Raw genomic sequence first — 15,021 nt, forward strand, 5'->3', positions numbered from 1 at the left:
TTCGAAAGAAAGTGATTTGATGACAGACCTGTCGATCGTCTCCATCGAGACGACCATCCTCGACGTTCCGCTGGTTCGCCCCCACAAGTTCGCCACCACGTCGATGACGGCGCAGCCGTTGTTGCTGGTCGCGATTCGCACATCCGACGGTGTTATCGGATATGGCGAAGGTGTCGTTCCGGGCGGTCCGTGGTGGGGCGGCGAATCGGTGGAGACGATGCAGGTCATCATCGAGAAGTACATCGCGCCGGTGGTGGTCGGCAGGCGCGTGGATCAGATCACCGCGATCATGGCCGACATCGAAAAAGTTGTTGCCAATGCACGATTCGCGAAGGCCGCCGTCGACGTGGCGTTGCACGACGCCTGGGCACGTAGCCTGGGAGTCCCCGTGCACACGCTCCTCGGCGGGGCTTTCCGCGAGAGTGTCGACGTCACGTGGGCACTGGGTGCTGCGCCGGCGGACGAGATCATCGAAGAAGCTCACGAAAAGCTCGAATCCCGGCTCAATTTCAGCTTCAAACTGAAAATGGGAGCACTCGACCCGGCGGTCGACGTCGCGCGCATCGTCAGCATCGCGCAGGCGCTCGACGGCCACGCCGGCGTCCGCGTCGACGTCAACGCGCGGTGGGATCGTTTCACGGCGCTGCGGTACCTGCCACAACTCGCAGACGGTGGAGTCGAACTGATCGAACAGCCCACTCCGGCAGACCAAATCGAGGTCCTCGCCGAACTCAGCAGGCTACTACCGATTCCGATCATGGCCGACGAGAGTGTGCAGACCCCACAYGACGCTCTCGAAATCGCCCGCCGGAGCGCCGCCGATGTCATCGCCCTCAAGACCACCAAGTGTGGTGGCCTCCAGCGCAGCCGCGACATCGTCGCAATTGCCAAGGCCGCCGGTATCGCGTGCCACGGTGCGACGTCCATCGAGGGTCCGATCGGTACCGCGGCTTCGTTGCACTTCGCGTGCGCCGAGCCCGGAATCAACTTCGGAACAGAGCTTTTCGGCCCACTGCTCTTCAGCGAAGAGTTGCTTCAGGAACCCCTGAAGTATTCCGAGGGTCAGTTGCACCTCCCCGCCGGACCTGGCCTGGGAGTCGAACTCAACATGGACGCCGTCAAGACCTGGACCAGGAACTAGAGGATAGAAGAACATGGCACTCTTTCACGTTCGAATGGACGTCGATATTCCGCGCGACCTGGATCCGGAAGTACGCGCCGATACCGTCGCAACGGAGAAGGCGTACTCGCAAGACCTTCAGCGACAGGGAAAGTGGGTGCATCTGTGGCGAATAGTGGGACAGTTCAGCAACATCAGCATCTTCGACGTCGAGTCGGCTGACGAACTCCATGAGATTCTCTGGAACCTCCCGCTGTTCCCGTACATGACCATCGAGGTCATGCCGTTGACGCAGCACGGATCTTCGATCAAGTAGAGCCTGCGCGGGCGGGCGGGTCAGCGTATTCCGTCGCRGCGCAATGCGACGGACACTGCGGCAGAGCGGGTATCGACGCCGAGCTTGGCGTAGATGTGCCCAAGATGGGTTTTCACCGTCGCTTCGCTGATGAAGAGTGCCTTGCCCAGCTCGCGGTTGGTCATCCCCTCGGCGAGCAGGCTGAGCAGTTCGGACTCACGGGCGGTGAGCGCTTCCTGCGGGCGCTGCATCTGCTGGACAAGACGAGAGGCCACAGTGGGAGAGAGAACGCTGCGCCCGGCTACAGCGCCGCGCACCGCGCCGAAGATCTCGTCGGGCGTTGAGTCCTTGAGTAGGTAACCGATGGCACCGGCGTCGACGGCTCGCACGACGTCGGCGTCGGTGTCATACGTCGTGAAAACCAGTACGGGAACATCGACACCGTCGCTTCGCAAGCGTTTGATCGCTTCTGCACCGTGCATGCCGGTGCCCATGTCCAGATCCATCATCACCAGATCCGGTGAGGCCGACGGTATCGCCGTGGCCGCCCCCTCACCGGACGATGCTTCGCCGACTACTTCGACGTCCGGCTGAGTGTTCAGCAGCGCTCTCAGCCCGGCTCGCACGACCAGATGATCGTCGACGAGGAACACGCGAATGGTGGTGGTCACCGGATCCTCCGTTCGAGAGGGAACTGGGCCGCGACGACGGTGCCGTCTCCCGGTGCACTTTCCACGGTGAACGATCCGCCGAGCTGTGCGATGCGACTTCGCATCGCACGTAGGCCGTATCCACCGTACCGAGAATGGTCGGCGAGCTTTCCCGGATCGAAGCCGACGCCGTCGTCGAAGATGTCCACGGAGACGGAGTCGTCGAGATACGTGATCGTCACGCCCGCCGTTTCGGCGCGAGCGTGGCGGGCGATGTTGGAGGACGCGCTCGAGACCACTCGCACGATGGCATGAGCTACGTCCGAGGGCAAGATGACGGCTTCACCGACGGTGCGGATCCGAACGGTCGGGACGAACTGGCGGGCGGCGGCCACGACCAAGGCGTCGAAGTCGCCCGTACCGCCCTTGGTCGGTGCCAGATCGTGGACGAGGTCGCGACTCTGCATCAGGCTCGTGCGGATATTCTCTGCCGCGGCATCGATATCGGCTCGAGACGGCGAACCCGTTGTATTCCAAGTTTGTTCGGCTGCCTCGAGTCGTAGAAGAGCGCTCGCCAGTCCCTGAGTAACGGTGTCGTGGATTTCGCGCGCGAGGCGCTCTCGCTCAGCGGCAACGCCGGCAGCACGTTCGGTATCAGCCAATGCAGATTGCGCTTCTGCTACCTGACGTAGAAGCCGAAGGCGTTCTCGGGCATCTCGTTCCATCTGCCCGTACGCCGCCGCGACCAGTGCCGCGGTGCACAGAGGTCCGAGCAGTGTCACCAATTCGGCACGACCGGTGACTCGGTAGAACGCGATTCCGGCGAGGACGCCCAGGATCCCGACGAGGGGGTAGGCGATCTTGCTCGGGTACAGACGAATACAGAGGAAGAGAATGGGGAACGCACACCACGCGAAACTCGGCGCAAGCCAGACCAGCGCTGCCCAGGTGCTCAGTACCGGCCACATCCACAGTCGTTGGCGAACCACATCTCGCGAAGACACCGTAGCCATGACGGCGTAGAGCAAGGCGAGGACCACGGCCAGGACGAGTACCACCCCGAACCGACCGCTGGTCCCGTGGACTGTGACGTACCGGACTCCTGACGTGGACAGCAGTACGAAGAACGACGCGTGGATCGCATATGCCAACGGGCCGCGCAGGCCGAGTTCGGCGTCGGCGTTCATGGCTCCGTTACTCATCCCTCGAATATTACGGAGGGCGCCAGGCCGTCGTATCAACCATTCGGATGATATCTGCACAACCAGACGGGGCACGGTTCGTCACCCGAGCGCCCGATGTGCGCACCCGCACTCGGACGCGACGCTGTAGTGGACGGTTTCGAACCATTCGACTGAAAGTGTGCCCGACATGAACCACCGCATTTACACACGACTTCCCCGTACGCTCGCTGTCGCCGTTCCGGTTGTCGCAATCCTTGCCAGCGCCGCGTGCTCGACCACCGACACACCGGTGGCGAACGCATCGAGCACGACGTCGATTTCTGCCACGCAGCAGCCTGCTGCGACTGGCGATTCGGCGATTGTCACTCAGAATCGACTCAGCGCCGACGCAGCAGTGAAGGCTGCTGGTGCGGCCCTGGCGAAATGCCGGGCGGACGGGCTCGGATTTGTCACCGTCTCCGTCGTCGACCGTGCCGGAAACGTCATCGCTATGGTGCGCGGCGACAACTCAGCCCAGCACACGGTGGAGGCCTCACGTGAGAAGGCGTACACCTCTGCAGCTTTCGGAGCCGACACCAGTGACCTCTCGCAGCGTACCAAAGGCGAGGGATCGACCATCGCCGACCTCCCCGGCACTCTCTTCCTTGCAGGTGGAGTCACTGTCAAGGCCGGATCCGCGTCGATCGCCGGCATCGGTGTCGGTGGTGCACCGGACGGAATGCAGGACCAAGCGTGTGCTGCCGCAGGTCGTGATGCGATCGCTTCGTCACTCGGCTGAGTGAGCGCATTCAGCGTGCTTCGTGAATTGTGCTTTTCGCCACCTGGATTCGCTCGGCACGACAGTTGTCTGATTGTTGCGATGACCTCGACTTTGTAACACCGGAGCCCCCGGAAAGGGACAAACACGTCGACAGTGGAACCGACGATGCACTTACCGAAGCGAGTTTCTTGATGCGCAGTTTCGGGGAAAGACACAACCTTGCAGAGAATCAGATTCAGGTTGCCCGAACGCAATACACGGCGGGCGCGGGTGCTCGTAGCGGCGTTGTTGTCGATCTTCCTCCTCGGCGGCATGTTCGGTCCGACCGCCGCGAGCGCTACTCCGGCGCACACGGCGCCATGGGGTGGTTACGACGAGTTGTGGGTCCCGTCTTCGATGGGAAACATCAAGGTTCAGGTGCAGTGGGCCGCGCGGGGCGGCAACGCCGCGTTGTACCTACTTGACGGTCTTCGCGCGCAAAACGACAGGAATGCTTGGAGTTTCGAAACCAACGCACTCGATCAGTACCGCAACGACAACATCACGTTGGTGATGCCGGTCGGCGGTGAGTCGAGTTTCTACACGGACTGGTACGCGCCGTCCAATTTCAATGCTCAGCCCATAACGTACAGGTGGGAAACATTTCTCACGCGCGAGCTTCCGGACTTCCTTGCAGGGTATGGTGTTTCACCAACCAACAATGCGATCATCGGGTTGTCGATGGGCGGAAGTGCCGCGTTGAACCTGGCGGGGCATCATCGGGATCAGTTCAAGTTCGCGGGCTCGCTGTCCGGCTACATCAATATCTCGGGCCCGGGTATGCGTGAGGCGATCCGCGTAGCCATGTTCGACGCCGGCCGGTACAACGTCGATTCGATGTGGGGTCCGCCGTGGTCATCCGGGTGGCTTCGCAACGACCCGTTCGTAAACGCGGAATCGCTTCGCGGACTGTCGATGTACATTTCGTCGTCCAACGGCATCCCGGGACCGTACGATCATCCGTCTGCGCCGATCGATTACTTCCACACGGCGACAGGTATGGGGCTGGAGGCGCTCTCCTGGGTGCACGCGCGTGCATTCGAAATTCGTCTGAAATCCATGGGAATCCCAGCGACGTACAGCTTTCCGCCCGCCGGGATTCACTCCTGGCCGTATTGGTCTGCTGAATTGTGGATGGCCAGAGGACAAATCCTCGACACCATGAACGCCTGGTGACGCAGATGTGAGGATCTCTCCGGACTGGCGTATGCGTCAAGTCCGGAGAGATCTCGCTCAGAAGGTGATGATTCCGCGGAGGTTGCGACCGGCATGCATGTCGGCGAAACCGTCGTTGATCTGGTCGAGGCTGTACCGGTTGGTGATGAGTCCGTCGAGTTCGAGCTTGCCGCTGGTATAGAGATCGATCATCCAGGGAATGTCGGCAGTGGGATTGGATGCGCCGAACAAGGATCCTTGAATTCTCTTCTGGTACAGTGTGAGTTCCATCAGGCTCACGGGAATGCCGATGTCCGTCATCTTCCCGAGGCCGGTGACGACGCAGGTTCCTGCCTTGCGGATCGACGAGAATGCCTGCGCGACATGTTCTCCGGTGGTGACGCCGACGGTGACGATGGCGGAATCCGCGCCCTGGCCGTTGGTGAACGAGCGCGCGATGTCCGTGGCTTCCTCCATGGTTGCCACGGCATGGGTGGCGCCCAACTTCAATGCACTGTCGCGCTTGAACGCAACCGGGTCCATCGCGATCACGTGGGCGGCGCCGGCATGCGAGGCGCCCTGCACCGCGTTGATTCCGATTCCGCCGACGCCCATGACGATGACCGTCTGCCCGGGGTACACCTGAGCGGAGTTGACCGCGGCACCCCAACCGGTTCCGACGCCGCAGCCGAGCAGACACAAAGCGTCGAGTGGCAGGTGCTTGTCGACTTTCACGGCCGAGAGAGTGCTGACCGTGGTGTGTTCACTGAAGGTGGACAGGCCGCAGGTTTGTGCGACTGGCTGACCGTCGAGAGACATTCTGTAACTAGAGGTTTCGCCGGGCCTGCTGCCGGTCATGATGGCAGCACCGTTGTCGCAGAGGTTCTGGATTCCGCTTGCGCACCAACGGCAGCGGCCGCAGGCGGCGAGGAACGAGAACACGACATGATCGCCCTCGGACCATCCTTCGGTGTTCGGCCCGACCTCGACGACGATTCCGGCGCCTTCGTGTCCGCCGCAGATGGGATAGCGGCCGACTCCGTGGTCGCCGCTGGCGATGTGATCGTCCGAGTGGCACAGGCCGGAGGCGACCATCTTGACAGTGAGTTCGCCGCTGCGGGGTGAATCGAGTTCGAGGTCGACCACCTCGTATGTGCCTGGTGCTTGGCGAATGACGGCTCCACGAGTGCGCAAGTTGTCTCCTGAGGTGAGAGTTGTTCTTCGGCTACCTCAGTTGTCTACTCGAGAGTTCAGGACGGGCTCGAGGCCCATCTCACTGATCGGACGTTTCGTATTTTTCGGATTCGTCCGGGGTTCGTCCCAAGATGGCGAGTTGCAGTTCGGTGAGCAGTCGTGTGTCCGGCTCGTCCAACGAAATGCCCATGATCTGTTCAGCGCGCCGAATGCGGTAGCGCAGCGTGTTCGGATGTACTTTCAGAGACGAGGCGGCCTTCTTCACATCCCCGAAAGTTGTCAGGTAGGCCGTGAGCGTGAACTGCATGTCAGAGGTGTTCTTGTCGTCGTAGGAGACGAGTCTGTCGATACGAGGGTCTCGCAATCGCTCGTGATCGGCAACGAGGTCGAGTATCTCGCCCAGCAATACCGCGGTGCGTGACGCCGCGAGTGTGGTGACCTTCGAGGTTTCGTGATCATCGGTGGTATCGAGCACGCGGTCCACCTCTCGACGCGCCTCGGGTACGCCGTGCAACCGCGCGATCGGGACCGCGACTGCGGCGCGCACGCTGATGCCCGCACGGTCCTCGACTACTCGCACGGTGTCGTAAGCCCAGTCGCTGACAGCGACCTCGTGGTCGGCCTGAGGGAACAATACGTAGATCCGGTTGTCAATGATCGTCGTGACCGCGTCGCTGCGGAATGCGCTGGCGCGCAGGCGCAAGGCGTTGGTGATTCGATCGAGATTCGATCCGGGCGAGAGTGATGTCGCAAATCCGATGACCGCAGACGGTCCGTCGGTGTTGATGCCGAAAGAACCGGCCAGCGAGTGCATGTCGACCCCACCGGAGCGAACACCGAACAGCCTTTGCACTTGGGCATTCTCGCGGCTGGAGGCGTCCAAGGTACGCATGAGAATGCGTGCGGCGACCGCCGCTGCACCCCGCAATACCGCTTGGGCGTCGTGGGAAAGAGGTTCAGAGGTGCGCTGCACCCAGATGCTGCCGAGATTGTGTTGGTGTGCAACAGAACCCGTCGGCGCTGACAGGTCCGGGCGGGTGATGCTCACAGCCAGCCTCTGCGCGGCGCCGATGCTCGGCTCGGAGGGCAGACTGATGACCTCGTCCGATCGCCTGAGATGCTCGAACACGCCTATGCTCTCTATCCATTCGGTGTATTCGATCGGCCACTCCCGGCCGAGTATGGAGAGCTGACGGAGTTCGTCTTCGCCTTCGTGAGCAGAGGAATATGCGATGACATGGAGTGCCGTGTCGTCGATCGTCACGAGTCCGCCAGTCAATTCGGCGATCGTTTCCGAGAGCGCGAACAGATCCGAATCACCACCGGCCACGGCTCCGGCGACGGCCCGCGAACGGTACATGCTCTGTGTCAGAAGCCGTAGTACGAGCGAATAGACGTGCCCGGAACTAGCCTGCGGATGTACCGCGGCCACTGCGATCCCGATGTTACGTGCGGCGGTGAGAACCGTCGTCGCCTCGCGCGCATTCTTGACGAGCAGAAGCTTCGGGCGACGCCTCGCCGGCCTGCCTTCGAACTTTCGCAGCCACTGCGTCAACGTCGATTCGGGAACCCCTACGGGGAGGTAGATGTCGGAGATCGCACCACGGCTGTCGGTGCCGTCGATATCGGAGGACTCGACGAGGGCGATCGAACGGATTTCGACATCGAGTCCATCCGGGCTTTCCAGAAGTTCGATCACGGACTTGTCCGTGGAATGCATGAGGGCGCCGAGGGTGGTGCCGACACTCGGCCCGTTATTCCTCGGACCTGTCGACGCTTGCGGGAGGGCTACAGAAAGTGGCTGCACATTTGCTCCTCGGCCGGTGGGTCATTACAGGCTAACCCCGACAGACGAAATGCAGAATAAGGAAATAGGGGACAAATTTATTCGTCAGGCATGGTGATGCCGAGTTCCTGCACCTTTTCGGCGACTGCCTCTGGAAAAACGTTCTTGAACAGATAAAGGTCTTGTCCGATCACCCAACCAGGTGCCAACGCCGTCGCATATCGCTCGAAGTATCCGAGTTGTTTACCGAAAAGAACCAATTCCTCGGGACTCGCAACACCCCACTGCTTGCCCAATTGAATCAGTGCCATGATCAATTCACTGAGCTTGAGTTCACCGAGGTCACGGCCGAGAATCGGGGCCAGGGCCGTTGCGACCTGCATACCGAGCTGATCGTCGTCGACTTCGTAGTCAGTTGCATATCCCAAGGATCGAATTCCGCGGGCGACACGGGCGAAATCACCGTCGATGAGGGTGGCTCGGAACATGTCGGAAAGGATGGATCTCCAGGTCTCGGGAAGGACGCCGACGATGCCGAAGTCGAGCATCGCTATCCGGCCGTCGTCGAGGACCCACAAATTTCCCGCGTGGACATCTCCGTGGAACGGACCGTGAACGATGACCGATTCGAGCCAGACCTTCACTCCGCGTCGGATCAGCATGCGGGCTTCGTCGATGCCGTCCGGACCGGCGACGAACCGATCCAGTGGAACGCCGCGCATGCGTTCCATACAGATGACGCGGGGACCACAGTAGTCCCAGTACACCTCCGGTGTCGTGACTCCTTTGTTGTCACCGAATGTGCTGATGTTGTTCCGGAATGTGGTCTGCCGGTCGGCCTCGACCGCGCTGTTCAACTCCGTCATCGTTGCATTGTGCAGATCGCGAATGATGGCGGTGGCATTGGCAATTCGAAGGAACTCGACAAACTTCTCGAGGATGTTCGCACCCCAGTACGCCGCCCGCAGGTCGATCAGCATCCGCGCATAGATGTCCGGACGCTGGATCTTGATGACGGCCTCGCGGCCATCGTGCAGAACGCACGCGTGTACCTGCGCTACCGACGCGGCCGCGAGAGGTACGTCGTCGAATTTCGCGAACAGGTCGTCTACGGAGTATCCGAGGTCTTCGTGCACGACGCTTCTGGCCTGCTCGGCAGGAAATGACGGAACGTCGTCGAGGCAACGTAGGCATGCATTGGCGACGGGGGCCGGGAACAGGCCGGACGACGACGCGACCAGTTGACCGAGCTTGACGAAGGTGGGACCCAGCGCGATGAAGCCGTCGACCATCCCGTCAGAGGCAGCGTCAGCCCACGTGCGTCCACGCTTGCGGAAAGGCCACACGATCAGTGCCAGCATGATCGACGTCGACAACACGACGGCGATGATCGCGGAACGCCACAACTGGGCGAGGCCGAAGCGTTCGAGGTCCGGCATGTGGACTTCGAGGGCAGTGGCGGGCACTCCTGACGAGTACGGCCCGACAGGTCGCGTTGGATCCAGCACAGCTCTCCCTCGTTCTACGAGCGCATCCAGCATTTTGCCGTGAGATCACTTACGCGACCCCTTCCGTTAGTCAGTATGCCAAGTCACACATAACTGCCGGAACCGCCTACGCGTTCAGCCTACGATCGGTGAATGCGTGAGCACTTGATCCCGATCGGCGAGGTTGCAAAATCGTTCGGAATTGCGGCGTCGACCTTGCGCTACTACGAGGATGAAGGACTGCTGTCCGCGCGGTCGCGAACTGGCGGCAAACGCTGGTACGGGCAGCGTGAGCTGCGCCGGCTGGCATTGATCCGGATGTACACCGAGACGGGAATGTCCTTGGAACAGGTGCGGTCCTTCATCGAAACCGACACCACGTCCGACCAGTTCTCGACGGTTCTCGCAGATCAAGTGTCGACACTCGAGGCACAGATCGCCGCTGCTACGCGAGCGAAGCTGATTCTCGAGCATCACCTGACGTGTCGGCAAGAGCGTCCGATGCAGTGCCCGTGGTTGCTCGAGCAGCTCGACATACGCGTCGAAGCGGCGCTTGACTTCAAGTTGACTTGAACCTTCATAGTTAGGGCGCACTTACCGCCCTATCCGGAGGTTGACCATGTCGGCACGACGATGGCTGCCGCTCATCGCCGCATGCATCGGAACTTTCCTGTTACTGACGTACGCCACCATCACGACAATCGCAGTGCCGGCCATCGCAGTCGGTTTGGACGGCAGTACGGGCGCGATGTCCTGGGTCGTCGACGCCTACACGCTGGCTCTTGCCGCGCTTCTGGTGGGCATGGGCGCACTCGGCGATGCGTGGGGACGTAAACGCCTCTACATCTGCGGACTGGTCGTGTTCCTGGTTGCAACGGCCGTGTGCGCGATTGCTCCGGACGTCACGGTTCTGGTCGTTGCTCGCGGCGCGCAAGGAATTGCCGGTGCGGCGATGTTCGCGACGCTCCTGCCTCTGCTCGGCGACGCATATTCGGGCCGCGATCGTCACGTCGCCTTTGCCGCGTGGGGCGCCGTCGCTGGATTGGCGGCGGGAATCGGGAACGTTGCGGGAGGACTGCTGACGCAGTTCTTCGACTGGCGTGCGGTCTTCTATTTCGGAATCCCCGTGGCCGCAGTAGCGCTCGCAATGGCTGTGTTCTGTTTCGCCGACAGTGAGCGCGGCGACGACAACATCGACTGGGCCGGAATCGTTTTGTTCACCCTCGCTGCCGTTGCCGCGGTTCTCGGCGTGACGTGGGGCGGCGACATCGGGTGGGCTTCGTCATCGACAGTTCTTGCCTTCCTGATCGCAATCGGTACGCTGACGGCGTTTGTGTCCTGGCAGCGTCGAGGCAGCAGTCCGATGCTCGATCCGGCATTGTTCCGATCCCTGAAATTCGACGGCGTCCTCGTCGCTGCGTTCGGGTACTACCTCGCGGCCTACGGCCCGCTCGTAGTCCTTTCATTGTGGCTGCAGAACGGGCTGGAACTGTCGGCATCGGCGGCCGCACTCGTGCTCTCGATTCAACCGCTCGCTTTTGTCTTCGTGTCGGCGCTGTGTGGATCACGGCTTCAGCGAGTCGACCTTCGACTGTCGCTCGGATTCGGGACGGTCCTCTGCGGAATCGGTTGCGTGGCCATGCTGTACGTTCTCGCCGAGCCGGTCTGGCCCGCGCTGATCGCCGGGCTGATTCTGACCGGTGTCGGTTCCGCGATGGTGTCGCCGGTGCTGCCGGGTGCCGCGATGTCGGACGCCCCGGCAGAGCGCGCCGGGACGGCTTCGGCGACAGCCAACTCGTCGCGTCAATTCGGGCTTGCCGTCGGAATTGCGTTGTGCGGCTCTCTCTTCGCCGGTCCGGACGAGTTCGCCTTGCTGTGGCCGTTGGTCTTCTGCGCCGGCGTCGGAATGCTCACGGGTTTGGTATCGATCCTTCTCTTTTCTCGTTCGTCAACTCCTGCAACAGTTCAACCAATCGCCGAAAGGGCACACACATGACCACGCTGTTCACTCCACGACCGCACCGGCGTCTCGAGATGGACTGGAATCGCCGCAGGTTCCTCGGCGCTGCAGCAGGATTGGCTGCTGCGCTGGCAGCGGCCGGTTGCTCGCGTTCGGGCGCAGATGCCGGGGGTGAAGGCGATGCAGGCTGGTCCTTCACCGATGATCGCGGCAACCTGATCGAATTGGATTCACCGCCAAGGACATTTGTCACCTACACCGGTATCGCGGGTGCTCTCTGGGATTACGGACTGGTGCCTGTCGGTGTTTTCGTGGCGCTGACACGATCACCGGGATCAACGGACACCAGCATCTCCGGCAACTTGGATTTCTCGAAGATCGACATGGTCGGGCAGCTCTGGGGACAAGTGGAACTCGAGAAGATCGCTGCGCTGGAGCCGGACGTCGTCATCGTCCCTCAGTTGCGTGGTTCGGCACTACTAGACGAGGCGAACTTGGATGCGGTGAAAGGCTTGTCGACAGTACTGTTCGTGGAAACGGCAGCAGGAACCATCGACCGAACTGTGCAAGAGATCGTGGAACTGGCCGTGGAACTCGGAGCGGACCAGGATATGGAGGCTCAGCGAAAAGACTACGACGCTGCGCGTGCGCGGATCTCCGAAGTTGCTTCTTCGCTGAATAATTCACAGGTTTTGTTCGCGTCCGCAGATCCGGACACGATTCGTGTCAGTCTTTCGGGATTCCCGATCCTCGCAGACCTGGCGGGATTGGGACTTGCCGTCGTCGATCCGGCCGAGGGATCGTCGGTCTACGTCGAGAAACTGGCTTGGGAGATGGCGGACCACTATCCGGCCGACATGATCTTCCTCGACGATCGCCCGTCCAGTTTGCAACTGGATACGCTCGGAACCAATCCTGCGTGGTCCAACTTGCCCGCGGTGAAGGCGGGAAGGATCGGGACCTGGAATCCGGAACCCGTGCTCAGTTATGCCGGGATCGCCCGTACGTACAACAATCTGGCTGACCAGCTGCTGGCATTCTCACATTCCTGACCGCCGCGTCGTCTACGACGTATGGACCTCTTCACCGATCTGTCTGCTCGAGTTGATTCCCTCGATTGGCCTGCGCTGATCGAGGGAATCAACTCCAGTGGGTGTGCCCAGACGGCGCCGATACTCGACGAGTCGGAGTGCCGCGAAATTGCTTCCTGGTACTCGGACGTCGACCGGTTCCGGAGCACCATCGACATGGCTCGATACCGCTTCGGCCAGGGGGAGTACCGGTACTTCGGCGATCCCGTACCGGAGCCGATCACGGCTATGCGATCCGCCTTCTACCGACACCTCCTGCCCGTGGCGCGGGAGTGGGCGTTCAAGCTGGGCGAGGGTGCACCGTGGCCGGATTCATTCGAAGAATGGATCGATCAGTGTCACGACGCCGGTCAGAATCGCCCTACCCCGATCCTTCTGTCCTACGGACCTGGTGACTGGAATGCATTGCATCGGGACTTGTACGGAGAGTTGGTGTTTCCCTTGCAAGTCGTGATCGGGCTCGACAGACCTCGCATCGACCACGCCGACGGCGAGTTCTTGCTCGTGGAACAGCGGCCGCGCGCCCAGTCGAAAGGGACGGTGACAGTTCTCGAGCAAGGTCACGCGTTGATCTTCACCACGCGGGATCGACCGGTGCAGAGTTCGCGGGGGTGGTCGAGAGCCCCTGTGCGACATGGTGTCAGTGTGGTGCAATCCGGCACGCGTCGAACATTGGGATTGGTGCTTCATGATGCCGAGTAAAACGTACACTCTCCGCGACGCTCGCAACAAACCCTACGAGAGTTCGACGCCCGGTGTCCTTGGCGGGCACCGGAAAACGAAGATCTACGGTCGACTCGACTGTCGAGGGGCTGCGCAGGCAATCGCGCGTGGTGGGTATGTCGCCAGTCGGGTGTTCTTCGCGGACGAGCCGACCGCGATTGCGGCCGGCTATCGCCCCTGTGCTGTCTGCATGCCCGAAGGTTACGCAACCTGGAAGGCAGTTGCTACGCGCCGAAGCGGTCGCGGTACTCCTTCGGAATGAGCGGCTTGTCGCCGCGGACCTTCAGCTGCTGGACAGCCCAGGTATTGCCGTCCGGGTCGGCGAATCCGAAGAAGGTGCCCCCGTCGCGCTCGTCGAAGACGGTGACCTCACTGGCATCGACGCCGCGGTTGATGAGCTCTTGGCGAGCCGTTGCAGCGTCGGCCACGACCAACTGCAATCCCTTCAACGAACCAGGGGCCATCTCGGTTTGCGACGGCAGGTTGCCGATGACGATCGAGCAGCCCGAACCACGCGGAGTGAGCTGGGCGACCGTCATGTGTTCGTTGACGGTGTGGTGGTCGAGATCGAAGCCGACCTTGTCACGGTAGAACTCGATGGAGCGGTCGAGGTCACTGACGGGAACGATGACTACTTCGAGGGTCCAGTCCATGAAACTGCCTTTCGCTGAAGAGGTTCGGGCAAACAGGTGGTCAGAGTTGCGCGACGATCTTGTCCAGGCGTTCGTAACCTTCGGTGACGCCGAGCTCCATATTGCTCTCGATCATTCCGTCTCGCGCTTCGAGGCTCGGATATACGGAATGGCCGGAGAGACGGGTGCGTCCGTTGCCCAGGTCCTCGAACGTGATCGATTCGATGCTGACGACGTCGGGAAACCCCTCGTATTCGAAGGTTTGGATGGCAAAGTCGTTCTCGCGAACAACGTGAAATACACCGTTGAACCGGAACTCTTCGCCCTCGGGGTTGCGATGGACGTACTTGTATCGACCGCCGCTCACGAACTCGTATTCGTCGATCTCCATCTCGTATCCGTTGGGGCCGAGCCACTGCTTCACCAGTTCGGGATTCGAATGAGCTGCGAAGACGGCACTGACGGGTGCGTCGAATTCGCGGGTGATGTCGATGTACGGCACGCCCTCAGGAGCCGTGATGGTGACGGGATTGGTGGTAGCCATGGCTAAGTCTCCTTCTGTGTGGTGCTGAGTAGGTGATCGAGCTTGCGGAACTGTTGTTCGTGGATCAGTCGATAGCGATCGATCCAGGCGGTCAAAGCCTCGAGAGTTGCGGCGTTGAGATGTACCGGCCGCCTCTGGGCTTCGCGGCTGCGAGTGACCAAACCCGCGGCTTCGAGTACCTGAATATGTTTGGAGACGGCCTGTTTCGTGATCTCGAATGGCTCGGCCAACTCGTTGACCGTTTGGGGACCGGTGCTCAGGCGGGCGATGATCCGCCGTCGTACCGGGTCGGCAAGCGCCATGAACGCTTTGTCGAGGCGCTCGTCTGCCCCTGGATCCACGATCACTTGTCAACCATCTCCTTTATCAACCAATCTGTTGATTACGATACGAGCCTAGGC

General features: G+C 61.3%; 17 protein-coding genes. 9 read left to right on the plus strand and 8 right to left on the minus strand.

Annotated elements, in window-relative coordinates:
- Positions 1-19 precede the first annotated feature (19 nt).
- Both AC1DWA_RS15920 and catC read left to right on the plus strand, forming a co-directional pair.
- On the plus strand, positions 20-1,141 hold the full coding sequence (locus tag AC1DWA_RS15920; protein WP_019745627.1) for a muconate/chloromuconate family cycloisomerase: 1,122 nt from the start codon (positions 20-22) through the stop codon (positions 1,139-1,141).
- A gap of 13 nt (positions 1,142-1,154) precedes the next feature.
- On the plus strand, positions 1,155-1,436 hold the full coding sequence (gene catC / locus AC1DWA_RS15925; protein WP_003940264.1) for a muconolactone Delta-isomerase: 282 nt from the start codon (positions 1,155-1,157) through the stop codon (positions 1,434-1,436).
- Positions 1,437-1,456: 20 nt separating this feature from the next.
- On the opposite strand, the gene AC1DWA_RS15930 is transcribed toward catC, so the two are convergent.
- Both AC1DWA_RS15930 and AC1DWA_RS15935 read right to left on the minus strand, forming a co-directional pair.
- Positions 1,457-2,086, minus strand: coding sequence for a response regulator (locus AC1DWA_RS15930; RefSeq protein WP_477916817.1), 630 nt, complete (start codon positions 2,084-2,086; stop codon positions 1,457-1,459).
- Positions 2,083-3,252: a sensor histidine kinase gene (locus AC1DWA_RS15935; protein ID WP_308372542.1), complete on the minus strand. Its 1,170-nt coding sequence runs from the start codon at positions 3,250-3,252 to the stop codon at positions 2,083-2,085. The genes AC1DWA_RS15930 and AC1DWA_RS15935 overlap by 4 nt, the downstream gene beginning before the upstream one ends.
- 184 nt (positions 3,253-3,436) lie before the next feature.
- Between AC1DWA_RS15935 and AC1DWA_RS15940 the strand changes: the two genes are divergently transcribed.
- Both AC1DWA_RS15940 and AC1DWA_RS15945 read left to right on the plus strand, forming a co-directional pair.
- Positions 3,437-4,027: a GlcG/HbpS family heme-binding protein gene (locus tag AC1DWA_RS15940; RefSeq protein ID WP_428691062.1), complete on the plus strand. Its 591-nt coding sequence runs from the start codon at positions 3,437-3,439 to the stop codon at positions 4,025-4,027.
- 201 nt (positions 4,028-4,228) lie between these two features.
- Positions 4,229-5,224: an alpha/beta hydrolase gene (locus AC1DWA_RS15945; RefSeq protein WP_020971029.1), complete on the plus strand. Its 996-nt coding sequence runs from the start codon at positions 4,229-4,231 to the stop codon at positions 5,222-5,224.
- 57 nt (positions 5,225-5,281) lie between these two features.
- On the opposite strand, the gene AC1DWA_RS15950 is transcribed toward AC1DWA_RS15945, so the two are convergent.
- The 3 genes from AC1DWA_RS15950 to AC1DWA_RS15960 form a co-directional block, all read right to left on the minus strand.
- Positions 5,282-6,397: an NDMA-dependent alcohol dehydrogenase gene (locus AC1DWA_RS15950; RefSeq protein WP_477846436.1), complete on the minus strand. Its 1,116-nt coding sequence runs from the start codon at positions 6,395-6,397 to the stop codon at positions 5,282-5,284.
- A 79-nt stretch (positions 6,398-6,476) separates the two neighbouring features.
- Positions 6,477-8,204, minus strand: coding sequence for a PucR family transcriptional regulator (locus AC1DWA_RS15955; RefSeq protein WP_477846437.1), 1,728 nt, complete (start codon positions 8,202-8,204; stop codon positions 6,477-6,479).
- Positions 8,205-8,281: 77 nt separating this feature from the next.
- The gene (locus AC1DWA_RS15960; protein ID WP_308371319.1) at positions 8,282-9,691 is read right to left on the minus strand and encodes an ABC1 kinase family protein; all 1,410 of its coding nucleotides are present in this window, start codon (positions 9,689-9,691) and stop codon (positions 8,282-8,284) included.
- A 132-nt stretch (positions 9,692-9,823) separates the two neighbouring features.
- Here AC1DWA_RS15960 and AC1DWA_RS15965 point away from each other — a divergent pair, with 132 nt between their 5' ends.
- From AC1DWA_RS15965 to AC1DWA_RS15985, 5 genes are read left to right on the plus strand one after another with little or no spacing between them, the layout of a single operon-like run.
- Positions 9,824-10,243 (plus strand): MerR family transcriptional regulator, encoded by a 420-nt coding sequence (locus AC1DWA_RS15965; protein WP_007729752.1) that lies wholly within the window; start codon positions 9,824-9,826, stop codon positions 10,241-10,243.
- Between the two features lie 46 nt (positions 10,244-10,289).
- Complete coding sequence (locus tag AC1DWA_RS15970) at positions 10,290-11,666, plus strand: MFS transporter (RefSeq protein ID WP_477846438.1); 1,377 nt, start codon at positions 10,290-10,292, stop codon at positions 11,664-11,666.
- Positions 11,663-12,682, plus strand: coding sequence for an ABC transporter substrate-binding protein (locus AC1DWA_RS15975; RefSeq protein WP_477846439.1), 1,020 nt, complete (start codon positions 11,663-11,665; stop codon positions 12,680-12,682). The genes AC1DWA_RS15970 and AC1DWA_RS15975 overlap by 4 nt, the downstream gene beginning before the upstream one ends.
- Before the next feature lie 21 nt (positions 12,683-12,703).
- Complete coding sequence (locus AC1DWA_RS15980) at positions 12,704-13,423, plus strand: 2OG-Fe(II) oxygenase (protein WP_477846440.1); 720 nt, start codon at positions 12,704-12,706, stop codon at positions 13,421-13,423.
- Positions 13,413-13,706: an Ada metal-binding domain-containing protein gene (locus AC1DWA_RS15985; RefSeq protein WP_477846498.1), complete on the plus strand. Its 294-nt coding sequence runs from the start codon at positions 13,413-13,415 to the stop codon at positions 13,704-13,706. Before AC1DWA_RS15980 ends, AC1DWA_RS15985 begins: the two co-directional genes overlap by 11 nt.
- On the opposite strand, the gene AC1DWA_RS15990 is transcribed toward AC1DWA_RS15985, so the two are convergent.
- From AC1DWA_RS15990 to AC1DWA_RS16000, 3 genes are read right to left on the minus strand one after another with little or no spacing between them, the layout of a single operon-like run.
- On the minus strand, positions 13,669-14,097 hold the full coding sequence (locus AC1DWA_RS15990; protein ID WP_070795573.1) for a VOC family protein: 429 nt from the start codon (positions 14,095-14,097) through the stop codon (positions 13,669-13,671). The two genes, AC1DWA_RS15985 and AC1DWA_RS15990, sit on opposite strands and share 38 nt — an antisense overlap.
- 40 nt (positions 14,098-14,137) lie before the next feature.
- Positions 14,138-14,620, minus strand: coding sequence for an SRPBCC family protein (locus AC1DWA_RS15995; RefSeq protein ID WP_019745615.1), 483 nt, complete (start codon positions 14,618-14,620; stop codon positions 14,138-14,140).
- Between the two features lie 2 nt (positions 14,621-14,622).
- Positions 14,623-14,967, minus strand: coding sequence for an ArsR/SmtB family transcription factor (locus AC1DWA_RS16000; protein WP_021331798.1), 345 nt, complete (start codon positions 14,965-14,967; stop codon positions 14,623-14,625).
- Positions 14,968-15,021: the final 54 nt, after the last annotated feature.

This window comes from Rhodococcus sp. P4_F3_2, from assembly GCF_056401335.1.

Excerpts from the sequence above, each read along its gene's own strand:
- AC1DWA_RS15935 (WP_308372542.1), bottom strand. The coding sequence starts at position 3,252 with ATGAACGCCGACGCCGAACTCGGCCTGCGCGGCCCGTTGGCATATGCG.
- AC1DWA_RS15965 (WP_007729752.1), top strand. The coding sequence starts at position 9,824 with ATGCGTGAGCACTTGATCCCGATCGGCGAGGTTGCAAAATCGTTCGGA.
- AC1DWA_RS15995 (WP_019745615.1), bottom strand. The coding sequence starts at position 14,620 with ATGGCTACCACCAATCCCGTCACCATCACGGCTCCTGAGGGCGTGCCG.
- AC1DWA_RS15975 (WP_477846439.1), top strand. The coding sequence starts at position 11,663 with ATGACCACGCTGTTCACTCCACGACCGCACCGGCGTCTCGAGATGGAC.
- AC1DWA_RS15970 (WP_477846438.1), top strand. The coding sequence starts at position 10,290 with ATGTCGGCACGACGATGGCTGCCGCTCATCGCCGCATGCATCGGAACT.
- AC1DWA_RS15940 (WP_428691062.1), top strand. The coding sequence starts at position 3,437 with ATGAACCACCGCATTTACACACGACTTCCCCGTACGCTCGCTGTCGCC.
- catC (WP_003940264.1), top strand. The coding sequence starts at position 1,155 with ATGGCACTCTTTCACGTTCGAATGGACGTCGATATTCCGCGCGACCTG.
- AC1DWA_RS15985 (WP_477846498.1), top strand. The coding sequence starts at position 13,413 with ATGCCGAGTAAAACGTACACTCTCCGCGACGCTCGCAACAAACCCTAC.
- AC1DWA_RS15980 (WP_477846440.1), top strand. The coding sequence starts at position 12,704 with ATGGACCTCTTCACCGATCTGTCTGCTCGAGTTGATTCCCTCGATTGG.
- AC1DWA_RS15990 (WP_070795573.1), bottom strand. The coding sequence starts at position 14,097 with ATGGACTGGACCCTCGAAGTAGTCATCGTTCCCGTCAGTGACCTCGAC.